This is a genomic window from Rhodococcus sp. KBS0724, assembly GCF_005938745.2.
In the GTDB taxonomy this organism is placed as follows: domain Bacteria; phylum Actinomycetota; class Actinomycetes; order Mycobacteriales; family Mycobacteriaceae; genus Rhodococcus_F.
On record NZ_VCBX02000001.1, the window covers coordinates 2,488,305 to 2,511,004 of the forward strand.

The 22,700-nt window shown below is 62.6% G+C and carries 21 protein-coding genes; 9 read left to right on the plus strand and 12 right to left on the minus strand.

The features are described 5' to 3' along the window. Window positions 1–9: 9 nt before the first annotated feature. Both FFI94_RS11495 and FFI94_RS11500 read right to left on the minus strand, forming a co-directional pair. Window positions 10–852, minus strand: a complete 843-nt coding sequence (locus FFI94_RS11495) for a CoA ester lyase (RefSeq protein WP_138873736.1) — start codon at window positions 850–852, stop codon at window positions 10–12. A 95-nt stretch (window positions 853–947) separates the two neighbouring features. Next, window positions 948–1,358, minus strand: coding sequence for a lipopolysaccharide assembly LapA domain-containing protein (locus FFI94_RS11500; RefSeq protein WP_138873046.1), 411 nt, complete (start codon window positions 1,356–1,358; stop codon window positions 948–950). 102 nt (window positions 1,359–1,460) lie between these two features. On the opposite strand from FFI94_RS11500, the gene rlmN reads away from it, so the two are divergent. Then, window positions 1,461–2,570 (plus strand): 23S rRNA (adenine(2503)-C(2))-methyltransferase RlmN, encoded by a 1,110-nt coding sequence (rlmN, locus tag FFI94_RS11505; protein WP_138873047.1) that lies wholly within the window; start codon window positions 1,461–1,463, stop codon window positions 2,568–2,570. A gap of 63 nt (window positions 2,571–2,633) precedes the next feature. On the opposite strand, the gene FFI94_RS11510 is transcribed toward rlmN, so the two are convergent. Then, window positions 2,634–2,903, minus strand: a complete 270-nt coding sequence (locus FFI94_RS11510) for a DUF2631 domain-containing protein (RefSeq protein ID WP_033236516.1) — start codon at window positions 2,901–2,903, stop codon at window positions 2,634–2,636. Window positions 2,904–3,023: 120 nt separating this feature from the next. On the opposite strand from FFI94_RS11510, the gene dxr reads away from it, so the two are divergent. The 5 genes from dxr (at window position 3,024) to FFI94_RS11535 (ending at window position 9,481) form a co-directional block, all read left to right on the plus strand. After that, window positions 3,024–4,181 (plus strand): 1-deoxy-D-xylulose-5-phosphate reductoisomerase, encoded by a 1,158-nt coding sequence (dxr, locus tag FFI94_RS11515; protein WP_138873048.1) that lies wholly within the window; start codon window positions 3,024–3,026, stop codon window positions 4,179–4,181. Between the two features lie 7 nt (window positions 4,182–4,188). Further along, window positions 4,189–5,409 carry an RIP metalloprotease gene (locus tag FFI94_RS11520; RefSeq protein WP_138873049.1) on the plus strand — a complete coding sequence of 407 codons (1,221 nt, stop codon included), beginning with the start codon at window positions 4,189–4,191 and terminating at the stop codon, window positions 5,407–5,409. Between the two features lie 88 nt (window positions 5,410–5,497). Beyond that, a complete protein-coding gene (ispG, locus tag FFI94_RS11525; protein WP_138873737.1) occupies window positions 5,498–6,655 on the plus strand; it encodes a flavodoxin-dependent (E)-4-hydroxy-3-methylbut-2-enyl-diphosphate synthase in 1,158 nt (385 codons plus the stop codon). A 126-nt stretch (window positions 6,656–6,781) separates the two neighbouring features. Continuing rightward, complete coding sequence (locus FFI94_RS11530; RefSeq protein ID WP_138873050.1) at window positions 6,782–7,618, plus strand: GNAT family N-acetyltransferase; 837 nt, start codon at window positions 6,782–6,784, stop codon at window positions 7,616–7,618. Between the two features lie 48 nt (window positions 7,619–7,666). Further along, on the plus strand, window positions 7,667–9,481 hold the full coding sequence (locus FFI94_RS11535) for a penicillin-binding transpeptidase domain-containing protein (protein ID WP_138873051.1): 1,815 nt from the start codon (window positions 7,667–7,669) through the stop codon (window positions 9,479–9,481). Window positions 9,482–9,483: 2 nt separating this feature from the next. Here FFI94_RS11535 and FFI94_RS11540 read toward each other — a convergent pair whose 3' ends face one another. Further along, entirely contained in the window at window positions 9,484–10,296 is an 813-nt protein-coding gene (locus FFI94_RS11540; protein ID WP_138873738.1) for a LuxR C-terminal-related transcriptional regulator, read from the minus strand. A gap of 175 nt (window positions 10,297–10,471) precedes the next feature. On the opposite strand from FFI94_RS11540, the gene FFI94_RS11545 reads away from it, so the two are divergent. Next, entirely contained in the window at window positions 10,472–12,094 is a 1,623-nt protein-coding gene (locus FFI94_RS11545) for an AMP-binding protein (protein WP_138873052.1), read from the plus strand. Between the two features lie 55 nt (window positions 12,095–12,149). On the opposite strand, the gene FFI94_RS11550 is transcribed toward FFI94_RS11545, so the two are convergent. The 6 genes from FFI94_RS11550 to FFI94_RS11575 are packed head-to-tail and all read right to left on the minus strand — an operon-like array spanning window position 12,150 to window position 17,905. After that, window positions 12,150–12,935, minus strand: a complete 786-nt coding sequence (locus FFI94_RS11550; RefSeq protein ID WP_138873053.1) for an ABC transporter permease — start codon at window positions 12,933–12,935, stop codon at window positions 12,150–12,152. Continuing rightward, complete coding sequence (locus tag FFI94_RS11555) at window positions 12,910–13,818, minus strand: 2-aminoethylphosphonate ABC transporter permease subunit (RefSeq protein ID WP_138873054.1); 909 nt, start codon at window positions 13,816–13,818, stop codon at window positions 12,910–12,912. The genes FFI94_RS11550 and FFI94_RS11555 overlap by 26 nt, the downstream gene beginning before the upstream one ends. After that, complete coding sequence (locus FFI94_RS11560) at window positions 13,815–14,990, minus strand: ABC transporter ATP-binding protein (RefSeq protein ID WP_138873055.1); 1,176 nt, start codon at window positions 14,988–14,990, stop codon at window positions 13,815–13,817. Before FFI94_RS11560 ends, FFI94_RS11555 begins: the two co-directional genes overlap by 4 nt. Before the next feature lie 2 nt (window positions 14,991–14,992). Continuing rightward, window positions 14,993–16,042 carry a 2-aminoethylphosphonate ABC transporter substrate-binding protein gene (locus FFI94_RS11565; protein ID WP_138873056.1) on the minus strand — a complete coding sequence of 350 codons (1,050 nt, stop codon included), beginning with the start codon at window positions 16,040–16,042 and terminating at the stop codon, window positions 14,993–14,995. Window positions 16,043–16,074: 32 nt separating this feature from the next. Continuing rightward, window positions 16,075–16,752, minus strand: coding sequence for a phosphonatase-like hydrolase (locus tag FFI94_RS11570; RefSeq protein WP_138873057.1), 678 nt, complete (start codon window positions 16,750–16,752; stop codon window positions 16,075–16,077). A 25-nt stretch (window positions 16,753–16,777) separates the two neighbouring features. Continuing rightward, window positions 16,778–17,905: a TIGR03364 family FAD-dependent oxidoreductase gene (locus tag FFI94_RS11575; protein WP_138873058.1), complete on the minus strand. Its 1,128-nt coding sequence runs from the start codon at window positions 17,903–17,905 to the stop codon at window positions 16,778–16,780. A gap of 96 nt (window positions 17,906–18,001) precedes the next feature. Here FFI94_RS11575 and FFI94_RS11580 point away from each other — a divergent pair, with 96 nt between their 5' ends. Then, on the plus strand, window positions 18,002–18,745 hold the full coding sequence (locus FFI94_RS11580; RefSeq protein ID WP_138873059.1) for a GntR family transcriptional regulator: 744 nt from the start codon (window positions 18,002–18,004) through the stop codon (window positions 18,743–18,745). A gap of 52 nt (window positions 18,746–18,797) precedes the next feature. Here the strand turns inward: FFI94_RS11580 and FFI94_RS34020 are convergent, their stop codons facing one another. Both FFI94_RS34020 and FFI94_RS11590 read right to left on the minus strand, forming a co-directional pair. Next, a complete protein-coding gene (locus tag FFI94_RS34020; protein ID WP_138873060.1) occupies window positions 18,798–20,774 on the minus strand; it encodes a PAS domain-containing protein in 1,977 nt (658 codons plus the stop codon). 137 nt (window positions 20,775–20,911) lie between these two features. Then, window positions 20,912–21,616: a response regulator transcription factor gene (locus FFI94_RS11590; RefSeq protein WP_138873061.1), complete on the minus strand. Its 705-nt coding sequence runs from the start codon at window positions 21,614–21,616 to the stop codon at window positions 20,912–20,914. A gap of 419 nt (window positions 21,617–22,035) precedes the next feature. Here FFI94_RS11590 and FFI94_RS11595 point away from each other — a divergent pair, with 419 nt between their 5' ends. Continuing rightward, window positions 22,036–22,689, plus strand: a complete 654-nt coding sequence (locus tag FFI94_RS11595) for a DUF6875 domain-containing protein (protein WP_144298285.1) — start codon at window positions 22,036–22,038, stop codon at window positions 22,687–22,689. The last annotated feature ends 11 nt before the right edge of the window (window positions 22,690–22,700 follow it).

Consider the following 22,700-nt stretch of genomic DNA (forward strand, 5'->3'; position numbering starts at 1 on the left):
ATGCGGAAATTAGTTGTGAGTCGGGATGTGGAACAGGGTTGCAAGGGCGTGAATCTTCTTTGCCTTTGCCAGTCGTGGCAGGTCACTACCGTCGCGCACACGCGCGCCGTCTTCGCCGAGATCGTCGATGACGTCCTGCGCCCAGGCGGCGTCGGCAATCGAGGGGCTCAAACCTGTGTTGACGGGTTGTGTTTGTGCCGGTGTCATGCAGAGCTTGCCTGCCATTCCGAGTGACAGCGTGATCGCACAATCGCGCGACAGCAGATCAAGATCGGTACCCAACGTCGGGCCGTCGATGGGAGCGGCAATCCGGGCGGCGCGACTGGCGATGGTGAGCCGTGAGCGCGGATAGGACATCGATGTGGGGGAGTCGTCCATTCCGGTGTCGCGGCGGAAATCCCCACTGCCGAATGCCAGTCGGAACGTGCCCTCGGTTCGGGCGATTTCCGGTGCTGCCTCCAGTCCGACTGCCGATTCGACGAGAGCAAGAATCTTCGTACCCTCGGGGAGGCGTTCGGCGGTGGCGTCTACCTGCTGACCACTTTCGGTCTTTGCGAGCATGACACCTTCGAGACCTGGGAGGCCGGACAGTGCGGCGAGGTCCTCTTCCCAGAAAGGTGTGGTGGCATCGTTGATGCGTACCCAGGCGCGGGCATGTCCGCTCAAGAAGGCGACGACGTCTTCTCGGGCGCTCGGCTTGTGCGCCGGGGCGACCGCGTCCTCGACGTCGAGGACCACGGCATCAGCCGCGCTGTCGAGCGCGGCGGTGAAGGTGTCCGGTTTGGACGCGGGGACGAGTAGCCACGATCTCGCTTGTTCAGGTGCGATCCGCACGGTCACAGGTCTCTCCATGTGAGTGGTCACAACAGGTCCTTTCCGGTGATTTGTACGACACCAATGATGCCTGGCAGACCACCGATCGACCCAATTGCGTAACTAGATTTCAGTCACAGCTGACGCTTGGCTGCACGGCGAATCTGAACAATTCGGACACCGCCGGCGAGGGCCATGATGAGGGCGCCTGCGATCGCCGCCAACAGAATGGTGATTCCCAATGGGAAGTCCAATTGCCAGGCCAGGATCTTGACCGATACGTTCTCGAGATTTTGCAGGATGAAGACAAGCAGCAGGATCAGCACGATTGCACCGATGACCAGGCCAACCCAGGTTGTTGCCGCACGAGTTCGGTCGGTGACGGCAGTTCCGCTGGGAGTCGGGGTGGGCTCTGTTGCAGGCTCCGGTTCGTGTTTCTCCACGGCTGTCGCATCATCAGCGCCGGGAAGTTGTGGATCGGATCCGAACCCGTCAGCCGGGCCGTACACGGGTGCGTTCGAGGGATCCTCTGGTGTGCTGGACATGAGTTGATCATCACGCACAACGCACGAACATGCACGGGTTCTCGGCCATCGAAAGGGCCGAAGTAGGGGTGAACGCCAAATCAATGGGAGAATGGTGTAACTATGGCTGCCTCTCTTCCCCTCGTTTTCAATGCACCCAAGCGTGGAATGCCCCCTCGGCACCTCGCTGACCTCGACTCCGACGAGCGCAAAGAGGCGGTCAAGGAGCTCGGGTTGCCGGCTTTCCGGGCCGATCAGATCGCCCGCCAGTACTACGCTCGCCTCGAAGCTGATCCCGAGAAGATGACGGATCTGCCGGCAGCGGTACGCGAGAAGGTGGGGGAATCGCTCTTTCCGCGGTTGCTGACACCGGTAAAACACCTCGCCTGCGATGCTGGCGATACTCGCAAGACACTGTGGAAGGCGCACGACGGCACGCTTCTCGAGAGCGTTCTCATGCGGTACCCCGATCGCGCGACGTTGTGCATCTCCAGCCAAGCCGGCTGCGGAATGGCATGTCCGTTCTGCGCCACCGGCCAGGGTGGTCTCGATCGCAACCTGTCTACCGCGGAAATCGTCGACCAGGTTCGCGATGCCGCTGCTGCCATGCGCGACGGTGAAATTGCGGGTGGACCCGGTCGTCTCTCCAACGTCGTCTTCATGGGCATGGGCGAACCGCTGGCCAACTACAAGCGCGTCGTCGCGGCTGTACGTCGCATCACGTCACCCGCGCCGGACGGTCTCGGGCTGTCTCAGCGATCCGTCACGGTGTCGACGGTCGGTCTGGCCCCGGCAATCCGCAAGCTGGCCGACGAAGGACTGAGCGTCACGCTGGCGGTGTCATTGCACACTCCTGACGACGAACTGCGCGACACCTTGGTGCCGGTCAACAATCGGTGGTCGGTGGCTGAGGTTCTGCAGGCCGCGCGGTACTACGCCGATCAGACCGGCCGCCGTGTGTCGATCGAATACGCGATGATCAAGAACGTCAACGATCAGCCGTGGCGCGCGGACATGCTCGGCAAGAAACTCAAGAAGGCCCTCGGCGGACTGGTTCACGTCAATCTCATTCCGCTGAACCCGACGCCGGGAAGCGAATGGGATGCGAGCCCGAAGGATGTCGAGCGGGAGTTTGTTCGCCGCGTCATCGCGCAGGGTGTGTCCTGCACGGTCCGCGACACTCGTGGCCAGGAAATCGCCGCTGCATGCGGTCAGTTGGCCGCCGAAAACTGAAGCGCCCCATAACAAAAGACCTCCACGAACCCAGGGTTCGTGGAGGTCTTTTGTTTGCGTTGGTTATCGCGGGTGGCGACGGACGATCACGTCGCGGATCAAGACGATCGCCATCAAAGCGGCGGTGCCGATCAGCCACAGGTCTTCGACCTTGCCGCTGTGATTGCCGATGATCATCAGGAGCAGGAATGCCGTGAAGAACCATCCGGCGATACGGAAAGTCTTGAGGCTTTCACCACTCCACCCCCATGCGGCAGAGGGAACCTCGGCCTCATCGACATGTGAGACCACGACGGGGGCGCTGGACTTGACGTCCAACTGGGTATCGGCCACGGTCGATCCTCCTGCTCAATAGGTTGCACTACTGCTCAATATGGTGACATACGACCGACCGTCGTACGTAGCGGGGCGTCGATAAGGTTGTTCTCAGGTGTCATCAGCGACAATGGATGCGTGCAGGAAACCACACCCACCCGCGTCCTTCTCCTCGGCAGCACCGGTTCCATCGGTACGCAGGCCCTCGAGGTCATCGCAGCCAATCCCGAACGGTTCGAGGTGGTCGGCTTGGCTGCGGGTGGCAACAACGTCGATTTGCTGTCCGAGCAGATCAGAGCGACCGGGGTGACGGAGGTTGCGGTGGCCGATCCGGACGCCGCCGGTGCGCTCGACGGCGTGACTGCTCGATCAGGGCCGACCGCAGCGGCGGAGCTGGTTCGCGCAAGTGGAGCCGACGTCGTCCTCAACGCGTTGGTGGGATCGCTGGGTCTGGAACCGACCCTGGCTGCTTTGGAGTCCGGCGCCCGACTTGCGCTGGCCAACAAGGAATCGCTGGTTGCGGGGGGCGCGCTCGTGACAAAGGCCGCAGCACCCGGTCAGATCGTTCCGGTGGACTCCGAACATTCGGCATTGGCACAGTGCCTTCGTAGTGGCACTGCAGACGAGGTGTCCCGACTGATTCTCACCGCATCCGGTGGTCCGTTCCGTGGGTGGAGTGCGGAAGCGCTCGAATCGGTGACACCCGAGCAGGCCGGCGCCCACCCCACGTGGTCGATGGGCCCGATGAACACACTCAACTCGGCGACGATGGTGAACAAGGGGCTCGAATTGATCGAGACCAACCTTCTGTTCGGGATCGATTACGACCGCATCGACGTCACTGTCCATCCGCAGTCGATCGTGCACTCGATGGTCACGTTCTTCGACGGCTCTACCTTGGCGCAGGCCAGCCCACCGGATATGAAACTCCCCATCGCGCTCGCCCTGGGATGGCCTGATCGGATTGCGGGCGCGGCGTCGGCGTGCGATTTCACGAAGGCGTCCACGTGGGAGTTCGAGCCGCTCGACGAGACGGTCTTTCCCGCAGTTGCGCTGGCCCGTAGCGCGGGCAAGGCAGGCGGATGTTTCACGGCGATCTACAACGCCGCCAACGAAGTTGCTGCTCAGGCATTTCTCGACGGCGCCATCACGTTCCCCACAATTGTCCGGACGGTGTCCGCAGTTCTCGACGACGCGTCGGAATGGTCGGCAGAACCGACTACCGTAGACGACGTTCTGGCCGCAGACGGCTGGGCACGCACACGCGCGCGTCAGCTCGTGAAGCAGGAGGGCTAGAGCTTCCATGGTTTTTGCATTGGGCGTCATCCTGTTCGCCCTCGGAATCGGCGTGTCCATCGCCCTGCACGAAGCCGGCCACATGTGGACGGCAAAGGCCCTGGGTATGAAGGTCCGTCGCTACTACATCGGCTTCGGTCCGAAGGTCTTCTCCTTCCGTCGGGGTGAAACCGAGTACGGCCTCAAGGCCTTGCCGCTCGGCGGTTTCTGCGACATCGCCGGGATGACGGCGCTCGACGAGATGACCCCAGAAGAAGAACCGCACGCCATGTACAAGAAAGCGGCGTGGAAGCGCGTCGTTGTCATGTCCGGCGGCATCGCGATGAACTTCATCCTCGGCCTCCTGCTGATCTACGGCTTGCTGCTCGGCTGGGGTGTGCAATCGTCGGATCCGGCTCCGGCTGTTGTCGAGAAGGTGTCGTGTGTTTCGCCCACGCAGTACGGCCAGGACCGGAATTGGGGATTGGCCCCCTGCGAAGGCACCGGTCCAGCGGAGGCGGCGGGCATTACGCCGGGTGATCGCATCACTGCGGTCAACGGAACACCAGTCGAAACGTTCAAAGAGGTATCAACGGCAATCCGCGACACTTCCGGCACGGTTGATCTCACCGTCGAACGCGACGGTCAAACGCTTCAGATTCCGGTTGCCGTGACCTCTGCCGAGCGGTACGTCACCGTCGACGGCAGCACGACACCCGAGCTTACGAAGGTCGGTGCGGTCGGGATCGTCGGAGTCGAGGCGGAACGGGAGCGGTACAACGCGCTCACGGCTGTACCTGCTGCCTTCGACTACACGGGCCAGATCATGGTTCAGTCGGTGAAGGCGTTGGCGGATATTCCGTCGAAGGTCGGAGCCTTGTGGGAGTCGATCACCGGTGGTGAGCGCGCGCAAGACACACCGATCAGTGTCGTGGGCGCCAGCGTCATCGGTGGTGAAGCGGCGGACCGGGCTGAGTGGCCTACCTTCGTCCTGCTGCTGGCATCGATCAACTTCTTCCTCGGCGTTTTCAACATCCTCCCGTTGCTGCCCCTCGACGGTGGACATATCGCGGTGGTCTTCTACGAGAGGATCCGCGATTGGTTCCGTGCCCGGCGTGGGCTGATCGCCGGTGGACCGGTGGACTACACCAAGCTGCTGCCGATCACCTACGTGTTCATCGTGATCGGTGGCGCGTTCATGTTGCTGACACTCACAGCTGACATCGTCAATCCGATCAAGATTTTCTAAATGGTGTGATCAGCGCGATCGTGGCCAGGCGCTCGCACAGCCGCAGCCCGGCTAAACTTGCAGTGAAGCTATGAAAGAAGGCACAGACGTGACCACCCCCATCGGTTTGGGAATGCCCTCCGCACCCGCAGCGATTCTCGCTCCGCGACGCAAGACCCGTCAGTTGAAGGTCGGCAACGTAGGTGTGGGTAGCGATTTCCCCATCTCGGTGCAGTCGATGTGCACCACGAAGACGCACGACATCAATGCGACGCTCCAGCAGATCGCCGAACTGACCGCCTCCGGTTGTGACATCGTGCGCGTTGCGTGTCCACGCCAGGAAGACGCGGACGCTCTCGCGACCATTGCGAAGAAGAGCCAGATTCCGGTCATCGCGGATATTCATTTCCAGCCGCGGTACATCTTTGCTGCCATCGACGCCGGATGCGCCGCCGTCCGCGTCAACCCCGGAAACATCAAGGAATTCGACGGTCGTGTCAAAGAGGTGGCCAAGGCTGCCGGCGACGCCGGAATTCCGATTCGTATCGGCGTCAACGCCGGCTCGTTGGATCCCCGGTTGATGGCGAAGTACGGCAAGGCTACTCCGGAAGCGCTGGTCGAATCCGCGCTGTGGGAAGCCGGGTTGTTCGAGGAACACGGCTTCGGCGACATCAAGATCTCCGTCAAGCACAACGATCCCGTCATCATGGTCGAGGCCTACCGTCAGCTCGCAGCAAAATGCGACTACCCGCTGCATCTCGGTGTAACCGAGGCCGGTCCGGCATTCCAGGGCACCATCAAGTCCGCAGTGGCGTTCGGCGCTCTGCTGGCAGAGGGAATCGGCGACACCATTCGCGTGTCACTGTCCGCGCCGCCGGCCGAGGAGATCAAGGTCGGCAACCAGATCCTGCAGTCCTTGAACCTGCGTCCGCGCAAGCTCGAAATCGTGTCCTGCCCGTCCTGTGGGCGTGCACAGGTCGATGTCTACACGCTGGCCGACCAGGTGTCTGCGGGTCTCGAAGGTATGGAAATCCCGCTGCGCGTCGCCGTGATGGGCTGCGTTGTCAACGGGCCGGGTGAAGCCCGCGAAGCCGATCTCGGAGTGGCCTCCGGTAACGGCAAGGGCCAGATCTTCGTGAAGGGCGAGGTCATCAAAACGGTGCCAGAAGCCATGATCGTCGAGACTCTCATCGAGGAGGCTATGAAGATCGCAGAAGCCATGGAAGGTGAATCTCCCGACGGCGCACCGGTTGTCACGGTGAGCTGATGAGCTCGTCATCACTGTGAGTTGAGCAATAGCCGGATGAAACCTTCCCGCAAGTTCCCGGTTCGTGGCAATCTGGGTGCACAAGTCTGCACAGCGCGGGCGCACTGAGAGCGGAGGGGTCAATCAATGCTGAAACTCCTCGGAGCCAAGCCGGTCGGCGGCCGTGATCTCGACGACGTTCGTCGTGTCCTCGACGCCGACCCTATTGCGTCGTGCATGATCGCCTCTCGGGTCGAAGAATCCGGTGTCGATCCACGCATGATCCACGGTGAGCTGTGGAGCCGCGGCGGCCCGTCGTCGTCGCTGTGTTTTGCCGGCGCCAATCTTGTGCCCCTTCGCGGAGACATCGACAGCATCCGCGCGTTCGCGGATCGGGCGTGCCGGATTCCGCGGATGTGTTCGTCGGTGGTCGGTCGCGCCGAGTTGGCCTTGCCGTTGTGGGAGATGCTCGAGATGGATTGGGGGAGCGCACGGGAAGTGCGCGCCGAACAACCTTTGCTCGCGGTGTCCGAGCCCATTTCATGTCTGTCCGATCCGTTGGTTCGACAGGTCCGGCCTGACGAACTCGACATCTATCTGCCGGCTGCAGTCGCCATGTTCATCGAGGAAGTGGGCATCGATCCCCGCACGAACGACGGTGGTCGTGGATACCGTCACCGTGTGGCGAGCTTGATCGCGTCGGGCCGAGCGTGGGCCAGAATCGACGACGGTCAGGTTGTTTTCAAGGCCGAGGTGGGTTCGGTGTCGTCACGGTGTGGTCAGATCCAAGGTGTGTGGGTCAATCCCGAGTTCCGTGGTCGTGGATACGGAGTGACGGGGACCGCTGCAGTCGCCGAATCGATCATGGCAACGGGCAGGGTCGCGAGTTTGTACGTGAACAGTTTCAACACCGTGGCGCGGTCCACGTATGCGCGGGTCGGGTTCCGGCAGGTTGCGACATTTGCGACGGTTCTCCTCGATTGAGTCGTGCCTGCGCTGCCTCGAGTTTGTCTCGACTTAGTATGGGGTCCGATGAACACTCGGACTTTCGCGCGTAGCCGCTCCGCCCAGTTCCTGGCGTCCTGCACTGCTGTTTTGCTGGCAGTGGGGGTTAGCTCGTGCACTCCGAAGCCGGCGGGCCCTGAACCTGTTGCTCAGCAGTTCTTGAGTGCGTTTGCCGACCGGGATATCGAGGAAGCAGCGGAGTTGACGGATCGACCGGATGCCGCCGGTGCGGTGTTGAGCGATACGTGGGACGAGTTGCAGGCCGAGTCGATGACGGCGGAGACCACCAGGGTCAAGATCGACGGCGATACTGCGACGGTCGGCTATACCTACGTCTGGCACCTTCCGAAGGACCGTGTCTGGACGTACGACGGTGAGATGCAGATGGGCCGCAAGGATGGAGGCTGGTCCGTCCGTTGGAGTTCCACCGACGTCCACCCGAAACTCGGTGACAAGCAGACCATGTCGTTGCGGTCGAAACCGGCGCCCCGAGCAAGGGTCAACGAGCATTCGGGTACCGATGTTCTGGTTCCGGGAATTGTATACCGAGTCAAGTTCGATCGGTCGAAGAGTGCCGACGTCGTCGGTGCGGCAAATGCTTTGGCGGCGACGCTGGTTCAGTTCGATTCCACGCTGTCCGGCCAGTCGATAGCGGAGTCGTCGACGGCGGTGAAGGGGGACTACCTGGTCACTCGCTTGCGTAGCGACGACTACGAGCGGGTAGCGGCGCAGTTGGCCGGGATTTCCGGGGTGAGTGTCTCCGACGAGTCGGATCTGGTGTCCACAGACCCTGAGTTTGCACCGGATCTGTTGGGGCAGATCAAGAAGACGATCATCGACGAGGTGGACGGCAAGGCCGGGTGGAGTGTCGTGACGGTCAACCAGAACGGAGTTGACAGCGACACCTTGACGGAGACTGCGCCGCAACCGGTTCCGTCGTTCACGATCAGTCTCGACCGCAATATTCAGATCGCGGCGCAGCGCGCTGTCAATGTGAATGCGGATCAGGCGATGATGGTGGTGATCGAGGCGTCCACGGGAGCGATACTGGCGGTGGCCCAGAACAAGGCGGCGGACCGTGACGGTCCGGTCGCGACGACGGGTTTGTACCCGCCTGGTTCCACGTTCAAGATCGTGACTGCTGGTGCGGCAATTTCCGGTGGGCAGGCGACACCGGAGACGATGGTGCCGTGCCCCGGTCGCATCGAGATCGGTGAGCGCAGTGTGCCGAACTACAACGAGTTCTCACTTGGCACAGTGCCGATGGCAACGGCGTTCGCCCGTTCGTGCAATACAACTTTTGCGAAGCTGGCCAGCGAGATGGAACCCGATGCCTTGACTACTGCGGCAGCGCAGTTCGGCATTGGCCCGGATTACAACGTAGTGGGGTTGCCGACCGATTCCGGTTCGGTCCCGCCGGCGCCGGATCTGGTGCAGCGCACCGAAGACGGCTTCGGGCAGGGATTGGTGGTCGTCAGTCCGTTCGGTATGGCATTGGCTGCGGCGACGGTAGCCCATGGGTCCACGCCGGTGCCGCAACTGATTTCGGGTCGGGAAACCGTCATCGACGGTGATCGCACGTCCATCAGTCCGGAGATGGTGGACGGGTTGCGCGGCATGATGCGCTTGGTGGTGACGAGCGGTACGGCTGAGCGTGTCGAGGATCAGGGTGAGGTGTACGGCAAGACCGGTGAGGCCGAGGTCGACGGCGGCTCGCACGCATGGTTCGTCGGCTATCGAGGCGACTTGGCTTTTGCGACTCTTGTTGTGCGCGGCGGAAGTTCGGACAACGCTGTAGGCGTGACGCGGGATATGTTTGCAGCTCTCCCGGAAGGGTACTGACGTCAGGGCAGCAGGCCGAGACGTCGTGCGGTCACTACCGCTTCGTGGCGCGAGCTCGCGTCGAGCTTGCCCATTGCGCTTCTCAGATAGCTCTTCACAGTTTCGGCGCTGACTGAGAGGCGCTGCGCTGCTTCGACGTTGGTGCATCCCAGGGCGACCTGGGAGAGGACGTCGATTTCGCGTGGCGTCAGGGTCACGGCAGAGACAACGTCGCGGTCGGCGGGGCGAAGGATCAATGCAAGACGTTGCGACAGTCCGCGGAGTTTGATCTGCAGATCGGAATCCGTGACGCTGTTGGCGACACTGCGTAGTTCGGCGTGCACGTCGCGAATTTCTTCGGTGGACATGCCATCGCTACTGGCGGCCGATGCGGCCTGCAGGAGCTGAAGGCGGCGGTCGACTTCGTCGCGGATCGCGAATTCCATACCCAGTCGGCGGGAGGCGGACACCATGACGTCGCCGGCGCGGTCGCCCAGTGGGGCACTCTCCCGGATTGCGGCATAGAGCACCGCTCGGGATTTGCCGGCGACCATGACCGGAACGGCGATGATGGAGTGCAATCCTTCACTCAGTACCGGTCGATCGAAGTGATGAGTGATGGACTGGGAATTGCCGTAGTCGTGAACCAGGATCGGTGCCCGCTGAGCGACGGCGCGACCGCCCATGCCGGAGCGCGGCGGGATGGCGAGCCCCTTGAGGTTGTTGGTGCGGGTACCGACGAACTCGGTGAGGTGCAGGGTCTCGCCCTCCACCTCGCCGCCGAAGAGCACGGGAACAACGCCTTGAGCAGCGATCGAACGGAGTTCGCTCCGCATGGCGTCCCCGTCTCGGGGGCGTAGAAGAGGCGATGAACTTCGGGTCACGCCGCACCCCTTTCCGGGGGTAGTGAAGTTTCCTTGTGAGCTAGATCATAAGTGGTGGACACTGCGTATGACGAGTCGGTGATCAACCCGCCGACCCACAATACGACCATGAAAAAGGAGCATGTTGATGAGCACCGATCCCACGGCGCGGGTGCGTGAGCTTTTGGATCAGTACGACACCCCAGGCGCCAGCGCCGCAGAACTGCTCTGCGACCGGCACCCCGCGGACGGCGTTGCCTTCACCGTTGTCGAGGCAGACCTTAGCTCAGTGGACCTCACATACGGTTACCTACGTGAGCAGTCCGCCCGTTTTGCCGCGGCACTGTCGGACCTCGGAGTCGAACCGGGTGACCATGTTGCGACACTCATGGGCAAGTCCGCGGATCTGGTGGTCGCGCTGCTCGGGATCTGGCGCCGCGGCGCAGTTCACGTGCCGTTGTTCACGGCGTTCGCCGCTCCGGCGATCGCGTTCCGGTTGACTGCCAGCGGTGCGAAGGTCGTCGTTTCCGACGCTAATCAGCTGGACAAGCTGGCGCCGAGTGAGGACATCCCCGCCGACGCACCGTGGCGGGTCATTGTCGCGGGTGGCGCGCTCGGCGGCGAGTTGGACTTCGCCGCCCTGGTCGCGGCGCAAGATGCTGACGATCCGAAGGGAGCCGCGCAGGCCGTCGGTGGCAACGGCCCGATGGTGCAGTTGTTCACCAGTGGCACCACGGGAACACCCAAGGGTGTGCCGGTCCCGGTGCGTGCCCTGGCGTCGTTCCACGCGTATCAGGAGTTCGGTCTCGACGTCCGCGCGGACGACGTGTTCTGGAACGCCGCTGATCCGGGCTGGGCTTACGGTCTGTACTACGCGTTGCTCGGACCGTTGGCCGCCGGTACTCGAAGCCTGCTGCTGCACGCCGGTTTCTCGGCGCCGTTGACGTGGCAGATCATCGAGAAGTTCGGTGTCACAAACTTTGCCGCAGCACCGACGGTCTACCGCAGCCTGCGCGCCGACAAAACGCCTGTCCCCGCTGGTATCTCCTTGCGGCGCGCGTCGTCTGCCGGCGAGCCGCTGACTCCGGATGTTGTTGCCTGGTCCAAGGATTCACTGGGCGTCGAGGTTCGTGATCACTACGGACAGACCGAGCACGGAATGTTCATCGTCAACGCGTGGGCTGACGGTCTGCGCGAGGACGTGCGCCCTGGCTCCATGGGCCTGCCGTTGCCAGGGTGGTCTACCGCTGTGCTGGAAGACAATTCAGACGAGATTGCGCCGGCCGGGACGCCGGGACGGGTGGCGATCGACACTCACAACAGTCCGCTGATGTGGTTCACCGGCTACGTTGACGCGCCAGAGAAGACGAAACAGCGTTTCACCGAAGACGGACGGTGGTACATCACCGGCGACGCGGGCATGACGGACGAAGACGGTTTCTTCTTCTTCTCCTCGCGCGACGACGACGTCATCATCATGGCGGGCTACCGCATCGGCCCCTTCGACGTCGAGAGTGTGCTGGTCATGCACGAGCACGTCATCGAGGCTGCCGTTGTGGGTATGCCGGACGAGTTGCGCGGTGAGGTTCTCGAGGCGTTTGTCGTTCTGCGTGAAGACGTCGAGGGTGACGATGCGCTGGAGAAGGAACTGCAGACGCTGGTGAAGAAGAAGTTTGCCGCTCACGCTTACCCGCGTACGGTGCACTTCGTTCCGAGCTTGCCCAAGACTCCGAGTGGCAAGGTTCAGCGGTACATCTTGCGCAAGGGATAGATTTTGCTGTGCGCCTTTCTTAACCGCGGGCGGTTAAGAAAGGCGCACAGCAGGTTCAGCGTCGACGGATCCTGCCCACGACCATGAGGGCGATCAGGGTGACCGCCAGCAGCAGAGTGGTGTTTGCTGCGGCGAGAAATACCTGGCCGCGATCGGTCAGTCCGAAGATGCTGACCGGCAGTGTCTTCCACGTTGCCGGGTAGACCATGACGGTGGCGCCAAGTTCGCCCATCGACAGTGCGATCGAGAGCCCGGCTGCCGCACCCAGTGCCGGGAGCAGCAAGGGCAGAGTGACGCGGGAGAGTACGCGGAACGGACCCGCCCCGAGGGATTCGGCGGCTTGTCGGTAGGCGGGGTCGAGGCGTTCCAATGCAGCAGATACCGAGCTGAACGCAAACGCGAGAACCAACACGGTGTGCGCGAGAATCACGATCCATTTGGTGCCGCCGAGCAGCAGTGGACGCTCGTTGAACGTGATCAGCAGACCAAGTCCGATGGCAACGGACGGCACGGCGATGGGTAGGTGGAACACGGCGTCGGTGGTGCGGCGCAACCACATCGGAGCCTCGCGGGCCGCCAACGCTGCCCATGTTCCGACCACCAGCGCGAGTGCGCCGGAGATGAAGGCCGTTTGCAGGCTCACCGTGAGGCTGGCGAGGTTGTCGTCGGAGAGTGCGGCGGAGAAGTTCTCTCCACCGAGATCCGACGGTAGGGGACCGGTCCACGACCCCGCCAAGGCGGCCGCGACGACGGTGGCGATGGGGGCAGCGAAGACCACCGCGACAACGACGGCGAAGACACCGAGAACGAGCGCCCTAGAGCTTCGAGTCCACAGCAGCACGGCTGCCTCCCATCAGTCTGTTGAAGGTGAAGCGGTAGAGGCAGTACAAGCCGAGCGACAATGCAACTTGGACGGTGGCGATCACGGCTGCACCCGGCAGGTCGAACGTGACGATGCCGCGGGTGTAGATGAGCACCGGCAGGGTGACGACATCTTTTGCGCCGGTGAACAGTACGATGCCGAATTCGTTGAGTGTCATCAGAAGTACGAGCGACCCGCCGGCCAGGAGAGCCGGCCAAGCTTCAGGCATCACCACCTGTCGAAGTACACGGACGGGTGAGGCGCCGAGACTTGCGGCAACGTCGAGTTGTTCGCGTGGAATCTGCGTGAAGGCCGCGAGGAGTGGCCGCACGACAAACGGTGTGAAGAACGTGATCTCGGCCGCGATGACGCCGAGTGGCGTATTGAGGAAGTTCAGTGGTCCAGTGTCGTTGCCGGTGACGCGGATGATCAACGCGTTGACCGCGCCGGCTGTTCCGTACAGGAACGTGAAGGCCAGCGTGATGAGGAACGACGGCAGGGCGAGCACTGTGTCGATCAGACGCCCCACAACTTTGGAACCGGCAAACGGAACAAACGCGAGGACCAGAGCCAGGAAGGTTCCGAGGATCAGGCATCCCAGGGTGGAGAGCACGGCAATCTGAATTGTTCGCCACAGCGCGTTCCGGAACAATTCCGAACCGAGCACCGACGACCAGGTGGAGAAGCCACTCCCATCGGCGGTGGTGAGCGATTCGGTGAGGACGCGCGCGGTGGGATAGACCGCGAAGACCAGCACCAGAAGGACCGGCGGCAACGCCCAGGCGATACGACGCCACGGAATCGGATCGGTGGGCTCCGGCGTAGGTGTGAGCGAGTGGGGGCGTTCCATTGTTGTTGTCATGGAGTCGTTTCCGCCGGAACGAGGACGCAGCCTTCGGTGGGTAGCACAACACCGACGACGGAATCGACGGGGCGTTCGTCGTGCCCGGGGACGTCGGCGTCTATCCGGATACCGCCGAGATCGTCGACGTCGAGGGTGATGCGCGTCGTGGATCCGCGCCAGACACTGGAAACTATTCGTGCGGCAAAAGATCCGCGAGCACCGACGGTGGTCAGCCCCACTGCATGAGGTCGCACGCACAGGTGAGCCGCCATATCGGACTCCCATTCGACATGCCCGATCTCGGGTTGCGGCGCGTGCGCAGTGAATGGTGCTCCGGCAATCGAGACCAATGCAGACGTCCCGATGACACGGGTGACTGTGCAGGGCAACAAGTTCGCTCCGCCCAGGAACGAGGCGGTGAAGCTGGACGGCGGTCGTTTCCACAGCCCCTGTGCCGTGTCGATGTCGGCGAGTCTGGCATTGCGCATGACGGCAATGCGGTCGGCCAACGCCAGGGCCTCGCTTTGGTCGTGCGTGACGTAGAGCATCGCAGTGTCGGGGAGGGCCTTACGTAGGCTGGTCAATTCGCCGAGCATGCTTTCGCGGAGTTGGGCGTCGAGGGCGGCCAGCGGTTCGTCGAGTAGGAGCACTCCGGGGCGAATGGCCAGCGCTCGGGCGATAGCTACCCGCTGCTGCTGACCGCCGGAAAGCTCACGGGGAAGCCGCTTTCCGAACGCAGACATGCCGACCATGTCGAGTGCCTCGGCGACACGTCCGCCGATCTCCGACCGTGGAACGCGGTGTGCGCGCAGTCCGAAAGCGACGTTGTCCGAGACCTTCATATGGGGAAAGAGCGCATACGATTGCACGACGACGCCGATTCCTCGTTGTGCGGGAGGGAGGTTGGTGACATCGCGGGTACCTAGTCGGACGCTACCGGACGTGGGGCGGACAAACCCTGCGAGAGCTTTGAGTGCCGTCGACTTGCCGGATCCACTCGGCCCCAGCAATGCAACGGTTTCGCCCGGTGCCACTCGCAAGTTGAAATCGACCAGTGCCTGGGTTGCGGTCTTTCCGCGGCCGTAGGCAACGCTGACCCGGTCGAAGGTGATGGCGGGAGCGGAGTGTTCGAGCACTCCGTGCACACCGGCGGTCTGTGGGAGCGTCCGCCCCAGTCTGGTTCTGGCCATGGTCAGCTCCCGGTGGCTTTCTGGTACGCCGCGATGTCGGCGTCGAGCGAGCTGAGGACGTCGTTCCAGTTCGGGGTCCAGACGGTGACGCCCTGCAGTACGCCCGCCGGGGTGTTCTTGTCCGTGGATTCGCCTGCGGCACTGCGGACATCCTCGCGGACCGATACGCCGAGCGCGTCCGTCGCGATGGTCTTCTGAGACTCCTCGGACAGCAGGAACTCCATCAGCTTCTTCGCCTGCTCGCTGCTCGGTGCGGTCTTGGACAGGCCCATCACGTACGGCAATGCGATGGTGGTGCGGTTGCCGGAAGCGTCGGCGGGGAAGAAGATGTCGAACTTCGATCCGTCGTCGGCGATGGAGGCGAGGTTCATCTGGACGTCACCGTTGGCGACCAGGAGTTCGCCGTTGCTGACCTTGGGTTGCAGCTTTCCGGTGGACGACGACGGTCCGACGTTGTTGGTCTGCAGTTTTCCGAGGTAGTCGAGTGCGCCCTCCTTGCCCATGAGGTGCTGGAGCAGCAGGAGCACGGCGGTGCCGTCGCCGGCCTGACCGGGCGTGGAGTACTGCAACTTGCCCATGAACTGGTCGGTCAGCAGGTCGTCCCACGTCGCCGGAGCGGGCGATGCAGTCGGGTTGGCGATGAACGACAGGTAGTTTTCGACGATGGGGACGTACTTGCCTGCGGCGTCTTTTGCGTCGTCGGCAACCGCGGCGGTATCGATTCCGCTGGGCTCGAGCAGTCCTTGCGCGTCGGCCTTCTGGATGAACGGCGGCAGCGTGATGATCACGTCGGCTTGCGGATTTGACTGCTCCTTATCGACGCGGGAGACAACCTCACCGGATCCGGCTTCCACCAGATTGACGGCTATTCCGGTCTGCGCGGTGAAGGCGTCGAATCTGCCCTCGTACCAACTGGACAGGCCGTCGGCGCTGTACACGGTGACGGTCTCGGTGCCTGAACCGGCAGCGGTGCCGGTTCCACCACAGGCCGTGGTGAGCGACAGGACGGACACGGCGAGGGCAGCTACGGCAATGCTCGGGCGTAGACGCATGACGATTCCTTTTCTTGCGATGAAGTGAGCGGTCAGGAGCGGGTGAGCAGGTGGGCGAACTCCGTCACGGACGGGACGATGTGGGTGGCTCCGGCTCCACGAAGTTGCTGCTCGTCGTGTGCACCCGTCAGCGTTCCGGCAACGATGGACGCGCCGGAGCGGATGCCGCTGAGCACGTCGTTGGACGTGTCGCCGAGTACGGCGATCTGGTGGACGTCGTCGACCGAAAGTCGCAGCAGCGCTGTGAGAATCAGGTCGGGGTACGGACGTCCCCGCCCGGCTTCGGCGGGGGAGAGGGTCAGATCTGCGAGGTTCTCCCAGCCGAGTGCGGCCAGGAGCTTGTCCTGGGTCGAGCGGCTGAACCCCGTTGTCAGGGCGACCTTGATTCCGGCCTCCTGCAAGAGCGTGATTGCCTTGTCGGCGCCGGGGATCGGCTCGGCGAACCCCTGGTCGATCAGAGCGTCGTAGGTGGTTTCGAAGGCGGCGTTGGCTGCCTGTGCGCGGTCCTCGTCGCCGAAGATCGCGCGGAACACCACGATCTTCGACTGGCCCATCGTGTCGAGAACGTACTGACGAGCCGCGTCCGCCTCGGGGCCGTCGACGGGGAGACCACCGGCTTGGGCGGCGGCGGCAAAAGCGCGCAGCACAAGTCCGTCGTCGGCCACGGTGGTTCCGGCCATGTCCAGAACAGCGAGCGTAATGGGAGACATGAGAAATCTTTCTTTTCAGGAGGTTTCAGAGACCGAGCTGGTCAGCAGTCTGTTCGGCCAAGGCGGGGCCAAGCGTCATACCGCGCCCGCCGGGACCGGCGACCACCCACACGTTGTCGGCGGCTTGCGCGCGATGAACCAGTTGCGTCGGATCGAGGCATTGGCTGTATACGCCGGCCCAACGCTTGACGATCGGTGGAAGATCACGTCCGAGAAGGGTTTCCACGACGCTGGACAGGTGCTGGTACGGCGCTTCGTCGACGTCGAAGTTGAAGGGCTCTTCGTATTCGTGGGTGTCACCGATCGTGAGTCCGCCGTGCAAGCGTTGGACGCAGAGCAGTTGCATGCGGTGTTCTTCGGCAGTCGGCTCCTGCGGCTGGACTTTGTGGAGAGTGTCCAGCGCGGGACCAGCGAAGCCGGGGTAGTAACGGAAGCTGTCACCGTCGGCGATTGCGGTAGTGAGCTTTTCGCCGAGCGGCGCAGTTTGCATCATCTGCAGACGTACTCGGCGCAGGGGAAGGTCTCCGGCCAGGTCGCGGGCCAGCCCGCCCAATGTGGCTCCGGGGCAGACGATTACCAGGTCGCAGTCATAGCTGCGTCCCTGATCGTCGCGAACGTGAACACCGGATGCGGTGGTGGTGATCTCGCGGGCTTCGGTGCCGGCGTGAAAGGTGTACCGTCCCGTGGCGCCGAGATAGCCGCGGATTGCCGGGAGCGCTTGACGGGATTCAACAGCAGCGTCGAGGGTGCAGTGCAAGCCGCCGTGGAATTTTCCCTGGAGTGCGGGGTTGATCGCGCGAACTGCGTCGGCGTCGAGAAGCGAGAAGCCGCGGAGGTCGGCGTCGTCGCGGGCACAGGCTTCTTCGGCTACCGCTACTTCCTCGTCCGTGCGCATCAATGTGATGGAGCCGGCCGCGCGGTATCCGATTCCGGGGACGCGAACCGCCAGATCAGCCCATAGTTCTCGCGAGCGGAGCGCGGCGTCGAGTTCGTGAGGTGCGCGCCCGGATACCCAGACCAATCCGAAGTTCCGTACCGTTGCACCACGGGCTTCTGGTTCACGTTCGAGATGGATGACGTCGTGTCCGCGGCGGATGGCCTCGTCGGCGTGCGTCGTTCCGAGTATCCCGCCACCGACAATCAAAATTTGCATGAAGAGATCATCACCTTTGGTCTAGACCAATAGGGATAATCGAAACGAACGCCAGGTTAACAGTTGGTATAGACCAATTTCTTGTATTCTCACCGTGTGAATCATCAGACGCCCACGGGGCCGGCGGCATCGACCAGGGTCGCGCAGCCGGAACTCAAGTACTACCGAGTTCGTACCGAGATCGAGACGATCCTCAAGGGTCTCGCCGAAGGTGACGCGGTACCGTCCGAGCGGGATCTGGCTGCGCGATTCACGGTTGCTCGCGAAACGGTGCGCCAAGCGCTCCGGGATCTGCTGGTAGAAGGTCGCATCGAACGGCGCGGCCGAGGAACCGTCGTTTCCAGCCCGAAACTGGTGCAGCCGTTGTCGATTCGCTCCTACACCGAGGGTGCGCTCAGTGCGGGCCGGGTGCCTGGTCGTGAAGTGGTGACCTTCGAACGAATCTCCGCCGACGACGGTCTTGCTACCGAGCTGGGAATCGAACTCGGCGACGCGGTAGTGCATCTCGAGCGAGTTCTCTTTGCGGACGGCGAGAAGATCGGATTGGAATCCACTTTCCTGCCGGATGGCAGATTTGGCGCGATGCTCGACACTTTCGACGCAACGACGTCGTTGTACGCCGCCATTCGGTCCATCGGTGTTGTCTTTGCCTCGGCCACGGAGCGCATCGAAACTGTCCTGGCATCGCCGCGTGAGGCGACGCTCGTCGAATCCACGACCGCCATGCCGATGCTCCTGCTCCATCGCACGTCGGTCGATCCCGACGGTGTTCCGATCGAGCGAGTGCGCTCTCTCTACCGCGGCGACCGCATCGCTTTCTTGACGACACTGCGGGAATAGAGAACTGCGGGAATAGAGAACTGCGGGAATAGAGAACTGCGGGAATAGGGACTCACGGGGAATCGATCGGCAGTTCGGCACGAAGTGCGGTGCCGCTTCCAGCTCGGGAAATGATCTCCAATTGGCCGCCGAGAGCTTCGACGCGATCTCGTATTCCTGTCAGGCCGGACCCTTTGGCTGGGTCGGCTCCTCCGGTCCCGTCATCTCGGACCGAGAGTTCGAGGTGTGTGCCGGCGGTTCTGGCCTGCAGGTGCACCTCCGATGCGCGAGCGTGTTTGGCCGCATTTGTCAGGGCTTCTGCCGCGACGTAGTACGCCGCTACTTCCGTTGATTCGGGCACGCGCGGCCCGAGGTGCAGGTCCAGGTCGACGGGAATGGCGGAGCGCCGGGCAAGTGCCTTCAATGCCGGGCCGAGACCTCCCTTCGAGCGGATTGCGGGATGGATTCCGCGTGAGATTTCTCGGAGATCGGCGGAGACGTCGTTGAGTCCGGCCACGATGTCGGAGATTTGTTCCTTGAGCGCCGCCGGTTCGGAGTCCGCCGACGCCTCGGCGGAGCGGAGCGCGAGACCCAGGGAGACGAGGCGCTGTTGCGCGCCGTCGTGCAGATCGCGTTCGAGTCTGTGCCGTGCGTCGTCGGCGGCAGCGACGATCCGGGCGCGCGACGCGGTGAGCTGGGTGTGGGCTTGTGCGTTGGCGATTGCGGTTGCCAGAAGATCGGTGAAGTCGCCGACGCGCGCTTCGGTGTCGGGTGGTAGGGGATCGGGGCCGGTAGACCCGACTACCGCCGAGCCCCACAGGTTGCCGTCGACGACAATCGGCACGCCGACCTCCGAGTTCTGTGCTTTGTCGATCCGGGCGGCGTGGCCGGTGCCGAAGACTCGTGCCGAAATACTCTTGCCGTCGACGGGTTCGGTGTGGCTGGTGACCAACGTGGACGTACCGTCGGGAGTGAAGTGATACAGACCGGTCGATCGGCTGCCGAGGGTACGGGCTAATTCTGCTGCTACGCAAGCGCATACGTCTGTTGTTGTGGCGCCGTGCGCAATCAGGGTCGCAACACGTCGTAGCGCGGCCTGTTGCTCGGCAAGTGTGCTCAATTCCGCATGGCTGGCCTCGATTGTCCGGCGGGCGTCGCGGCGCTCGGTTACATCGCGGCCGGCCGCGTAGAGCGAATCGCGTGCAGGCACCGTGTTCCATTCGATCCATCGCGCGGAGCCGTCTTTGCAGACGAGTCGGATCTCGAATTGCGCAACCGGAATTCCGCGGGTCAGATCGTCGAGAACCTCGACAGTTCGTGGTCTGTCGGCGGGATGGACAAAATCCAGGAAGGGGTGCTCCAGCATTTCCCGCGACGTATATCCCAGTGCCTTCTCGAATGCCGGGTTCACTCGTTTGTAGAAACCGTCGAGGCCGCCGATGCAGAGCAGGTCGGACGAGAGATCGAAGAACATCTCGAAGTCTCCGCGACTGATTGCCACGGAGCGATCGACCGCCTCCCGAGCGCGGGTTGCGTGCAACAACTCCTCCAGTGACGGCACGACCTTTTCCCGGATGCGTTGGATCGACCGGCGGGGCAGGTCGGAGGGAACCAGCAGTGTGGCACCGCCGCGAAGCGGTATGGCCGAGCGGTGTCGATCGGACGGAACCATATCGAGTTCGAACGCCACAAACGGTAGCCCGAGTGCCTGCGCTACTCGTTCAGCGGCTGCGCCCATTGCCGAGGTGACATCAGTGGATCTCAGCGTGATGTGGGCTAGTTCCGCCTCGAGGTCAGGCACTCGACCCGGTGTGCCTGACGTGTCGGCACGTCGACGGAAGACCACTGCTGCGGCCCATCCCCACACGAGCGCGACCGCCAGGACGGCGATCAGGTGGAACAATCCGACCGCCTCGCCGGGGCTGATCCGCGCCAGCACCAGGCCCAACAGCAACTCCGTTGCGACAAACGTTGCGGCAAAGGCGATTCCGAGCGCGAGGCTGGGAGCAGTAAGCTGCGCCAACCGAGACGGTGATCGTTTCCACATCATGGGCAGGACTCACATCGATCTCGCCGGGTTGCGGCTGAGGCAACCATCGAACCCAGCGCTGGCGAGGCGTCGGTTTCCTGTTTCAGTCTACGGCGGCGGCCTGTGACCAGGCTAACGAGCGTTGGCCGACCGGGTGATCAGCGAGCCTCGAGATACGTGACAACGGCCAGTACCCTGCGGTGGTTCTCACCGGTCTCGGTGAGTTCCAGTTTGGTGAGAATACTTCGAACGTGTTTTTCGACGGTGCCTGCAGTGACGCACAGTCGATGTGCGATACCTACGTTCGAACGACCCTCTGCCATCAAAGCCAGCACTTCCCGTTCGCGCGTGCTGAGAGCAGCGAGTGGGTCGTTGCGTCGGCGAGCCGTCACCAACTCTCGAACCAGTGCCGGATCGATTACTGCTGCGCCCTTGGCGACTCGCTGGAGGGTTTCGACAAAATCGTCCACGTCGGTGATGCGGCTCTTGAGCAGATAGCCGATCCCTTGACCGCTTGCGAGCAATTCCATGGCCTGCTCGACGTCGGCGTGCGCTGACAGGACCAGAATGCCGGTTTCCGGGAGTTCGTCGCGGATCACTTTGGCAGCGTCGAGTCCTTCGGTCGTATGAGTCGGTGGCATACGGATGTCGACCACCACGAGATCAGGAGACGTTTCCCGGACCGAATCCAGCAATTGGTCAGCGTCGCCGGCCTGACCGACAACGTCGACGCCCGAGCGGGTGAGCAGGCTTGCGAGACCCTCGCGAAGTAAGACGTCGTCCTCGGCCAGCACCACTCGGATGGTGCCGTTGCTGGTCTTGTCTATATCTCGATGTGGTGCAACGAAATTGAAATCAGTCATCGTCGGCTCCGAGACTCCCGGTCCATGACTTCGGTGTTCACCCAAACGTCGCCGGGCCGATCAACTTCGAGCCTACCGAGTTGCGGACTGCAGGGATATGCGCGGCGGGCGACCCGACCTGGGCGGCTCGGTGGTGGCATTGAAGGTAGCGGGAAGAACCGCGGTGGGGACAGTCGGTAGCGCAGATGGGCGCCAGCGGTGACGACATCGGTACGTGTGCCGACGATTCTGGGAGTCAGAAGTAATTTCGGGAGGCGACATGACCACATTGCAAGGAACATCCGTGCCGTCAGCGCACTACCGGCAGGCGTGATGATCGTGGTCGGAAGATAGGCCTCCCGTCATCGCGACGTTCTTCCTCAGGAGGCACAGTTTCGCTATCGACAAGCGGAGCCTCGTCAGTGATAAGGATTGCGACAATGACGAATCGAATGGCGTATCAACGGATTGTAGGTACCAGATCACACATAGAATTCCTCAATATCCTGGACGAGGAAGAACTCGATAATCCGAATCGGACTATGGGAATTCTTCGGAACTGGGCACGTCAGTACCTGACTGAACCGCATCAGGATTTGGGGCGAGCAGGTCCCGTGTGCCCGTTTACCGGGCCATCGCTGGAACGACGCCTTTTCTGGGCAGGAATTGTCGAAGGTGACGACATCGATTTTGCCTTGATGTCGAAGATCGCGCAGGACATGGCGGACGTATTTCCAGAATTGAGTCCGAGTGACGGGAAAGACGCAATATTCAAAGCGATTCTGGCGATATTTCCGGATCTGACCGATTTCTCCATTATCGATGCGGTTCAGTCGTACGGAAAGTCGACTTTCATCAACAAAGGTCTGATGTTGGGCCAGTTTTATCCAGGATGTACCAGGCCAGGGTTGTGGAATGACGACTTCAAGCCGCTCGATGCTCCGCTACCCATGCTGGCTGTGCGGCACATGGTCAGTACGGACTACCCGTTCTTGACAGAACGTTCCGAATGGATGGCCGCGTACCTGAAGCGTTTTGCGCCGACTGTTCCGCCACCGGCGCGCGACTACATCGTCGCGAAAATGGAGTCGTAACCACGGCGCGC

Bases quoted from the DNA above. Each gene is read 5' to 3' on its own strand.
- FFI94_RS11520 (WP_138873049.1), top strand. From the start codon at position 4,189: ATGGTTTTTGCATTGGGCGTCATCCTGTTCGCCCTCGGAATCGGCGTG.
- FFI94_RS11595 (WP_144298285.1), top strand. From the start codon at position 22,036: ATGACGAATCGAATGGCGTATCAACGGATTGTAGGTACCAGATCACAC.
- FFI94_RS11560 (WP_138873055.1), bottom strand. From the start codon at position 14,990: ATGGCCAGAACCAGACTGGGGCGGACGCTCCCACAGACCGCCGGTGTG.
- FFI94_RS11495 (WP_138873736.1), bottom strand. From the start codon at position 852: ATGGAGAGACCTGTGACCGTGCGGATCGCACCTGAACAAGCGAGATCG.
- FFI94_RS11530 (WP_138873050.1), top strand. From the start codon at position 6,782: ATGCTGAAACTCCTCGGAGCCAAGCCGGTCGGCGGCCGTGATCTCGAC.
- FFI94_RS11500 (WP_138873046.1), bottom strand. From the start codon at position 1,358: ATGTCCAGCACACCAGAGGATCCCTCGAACGCACCCGTGTACGGCCCG.
- FFI94_RS34020 (WP_138873060.1), bottom strand. From the start codon at position 20,774: ATGATGTGGAAACGATCACCGTCTCGGTTGGCGCAGCTTACTGCTCCC.
- rlmN (WP_138873047.1), top strand. From the start codon at position 1,461: ATGGCTGCCTCTCTTCCCCTCGTTTTCAATGCACCCAAGCGTGGAATG.
- FFI94_RS11555 (WP_138873054.1), bottom strand. From the start codon at position 13,818: ATGACAACAACAATGGAACGCCCCCACTCGCTCACACCTACGCCGGAG.
- FFI94_RS11570 (WP_138873057.1), bottom strand. From the start codon at position 16,752: ATGTCTCCCATTACGCTCGCTGTTCTGGACATGGCCGGAACCACCGTG.
- FFI94_RS11545 (WP_138873052.1), top strand. From the start codon at position 10,472: ATGAGCACCGATCCCACGGCGCGGGTGCGTGAGCTTTTGGATCAGTAC.
- FFI94_RS11590 (WP_138873061.1), bottom strand. From the start codon at position 21,616: ATGACTGATTTCAATTTCGTTGCACCACATCGAGATATAGACAAGACC.
- FFI94_RS11540 (WP_138873738.1), bottom strand. From the start codon at position 10,296: ATGCGGAGCGAACTCCGTTCGATCGCTGCTCAAGGCGTTGTTCCCGTG.
- FFI94_RS11535 (WP_138873051.1), top strand. From the start codon at position 7,667: ATGAACACTCGGACTTTCGCGCGTAGCCGCTCCGCCCAGTTCCTGGCG.
- FFI94_RS11575 (WP_138873058.1), bottom strand. From the start codon at position 17,905: ATGCAAATTTTGATTGTCGGTGGCGGGATACTCGGAACGACGCACGCC.
- FFI94_RS11565 (WP_138873056.1), bottom strand. From the start codon at position 16,042: ATGCGTCTACGCCCGAGCATTGCCGTAGCTGCCCTCGCCGTGTCCGTC.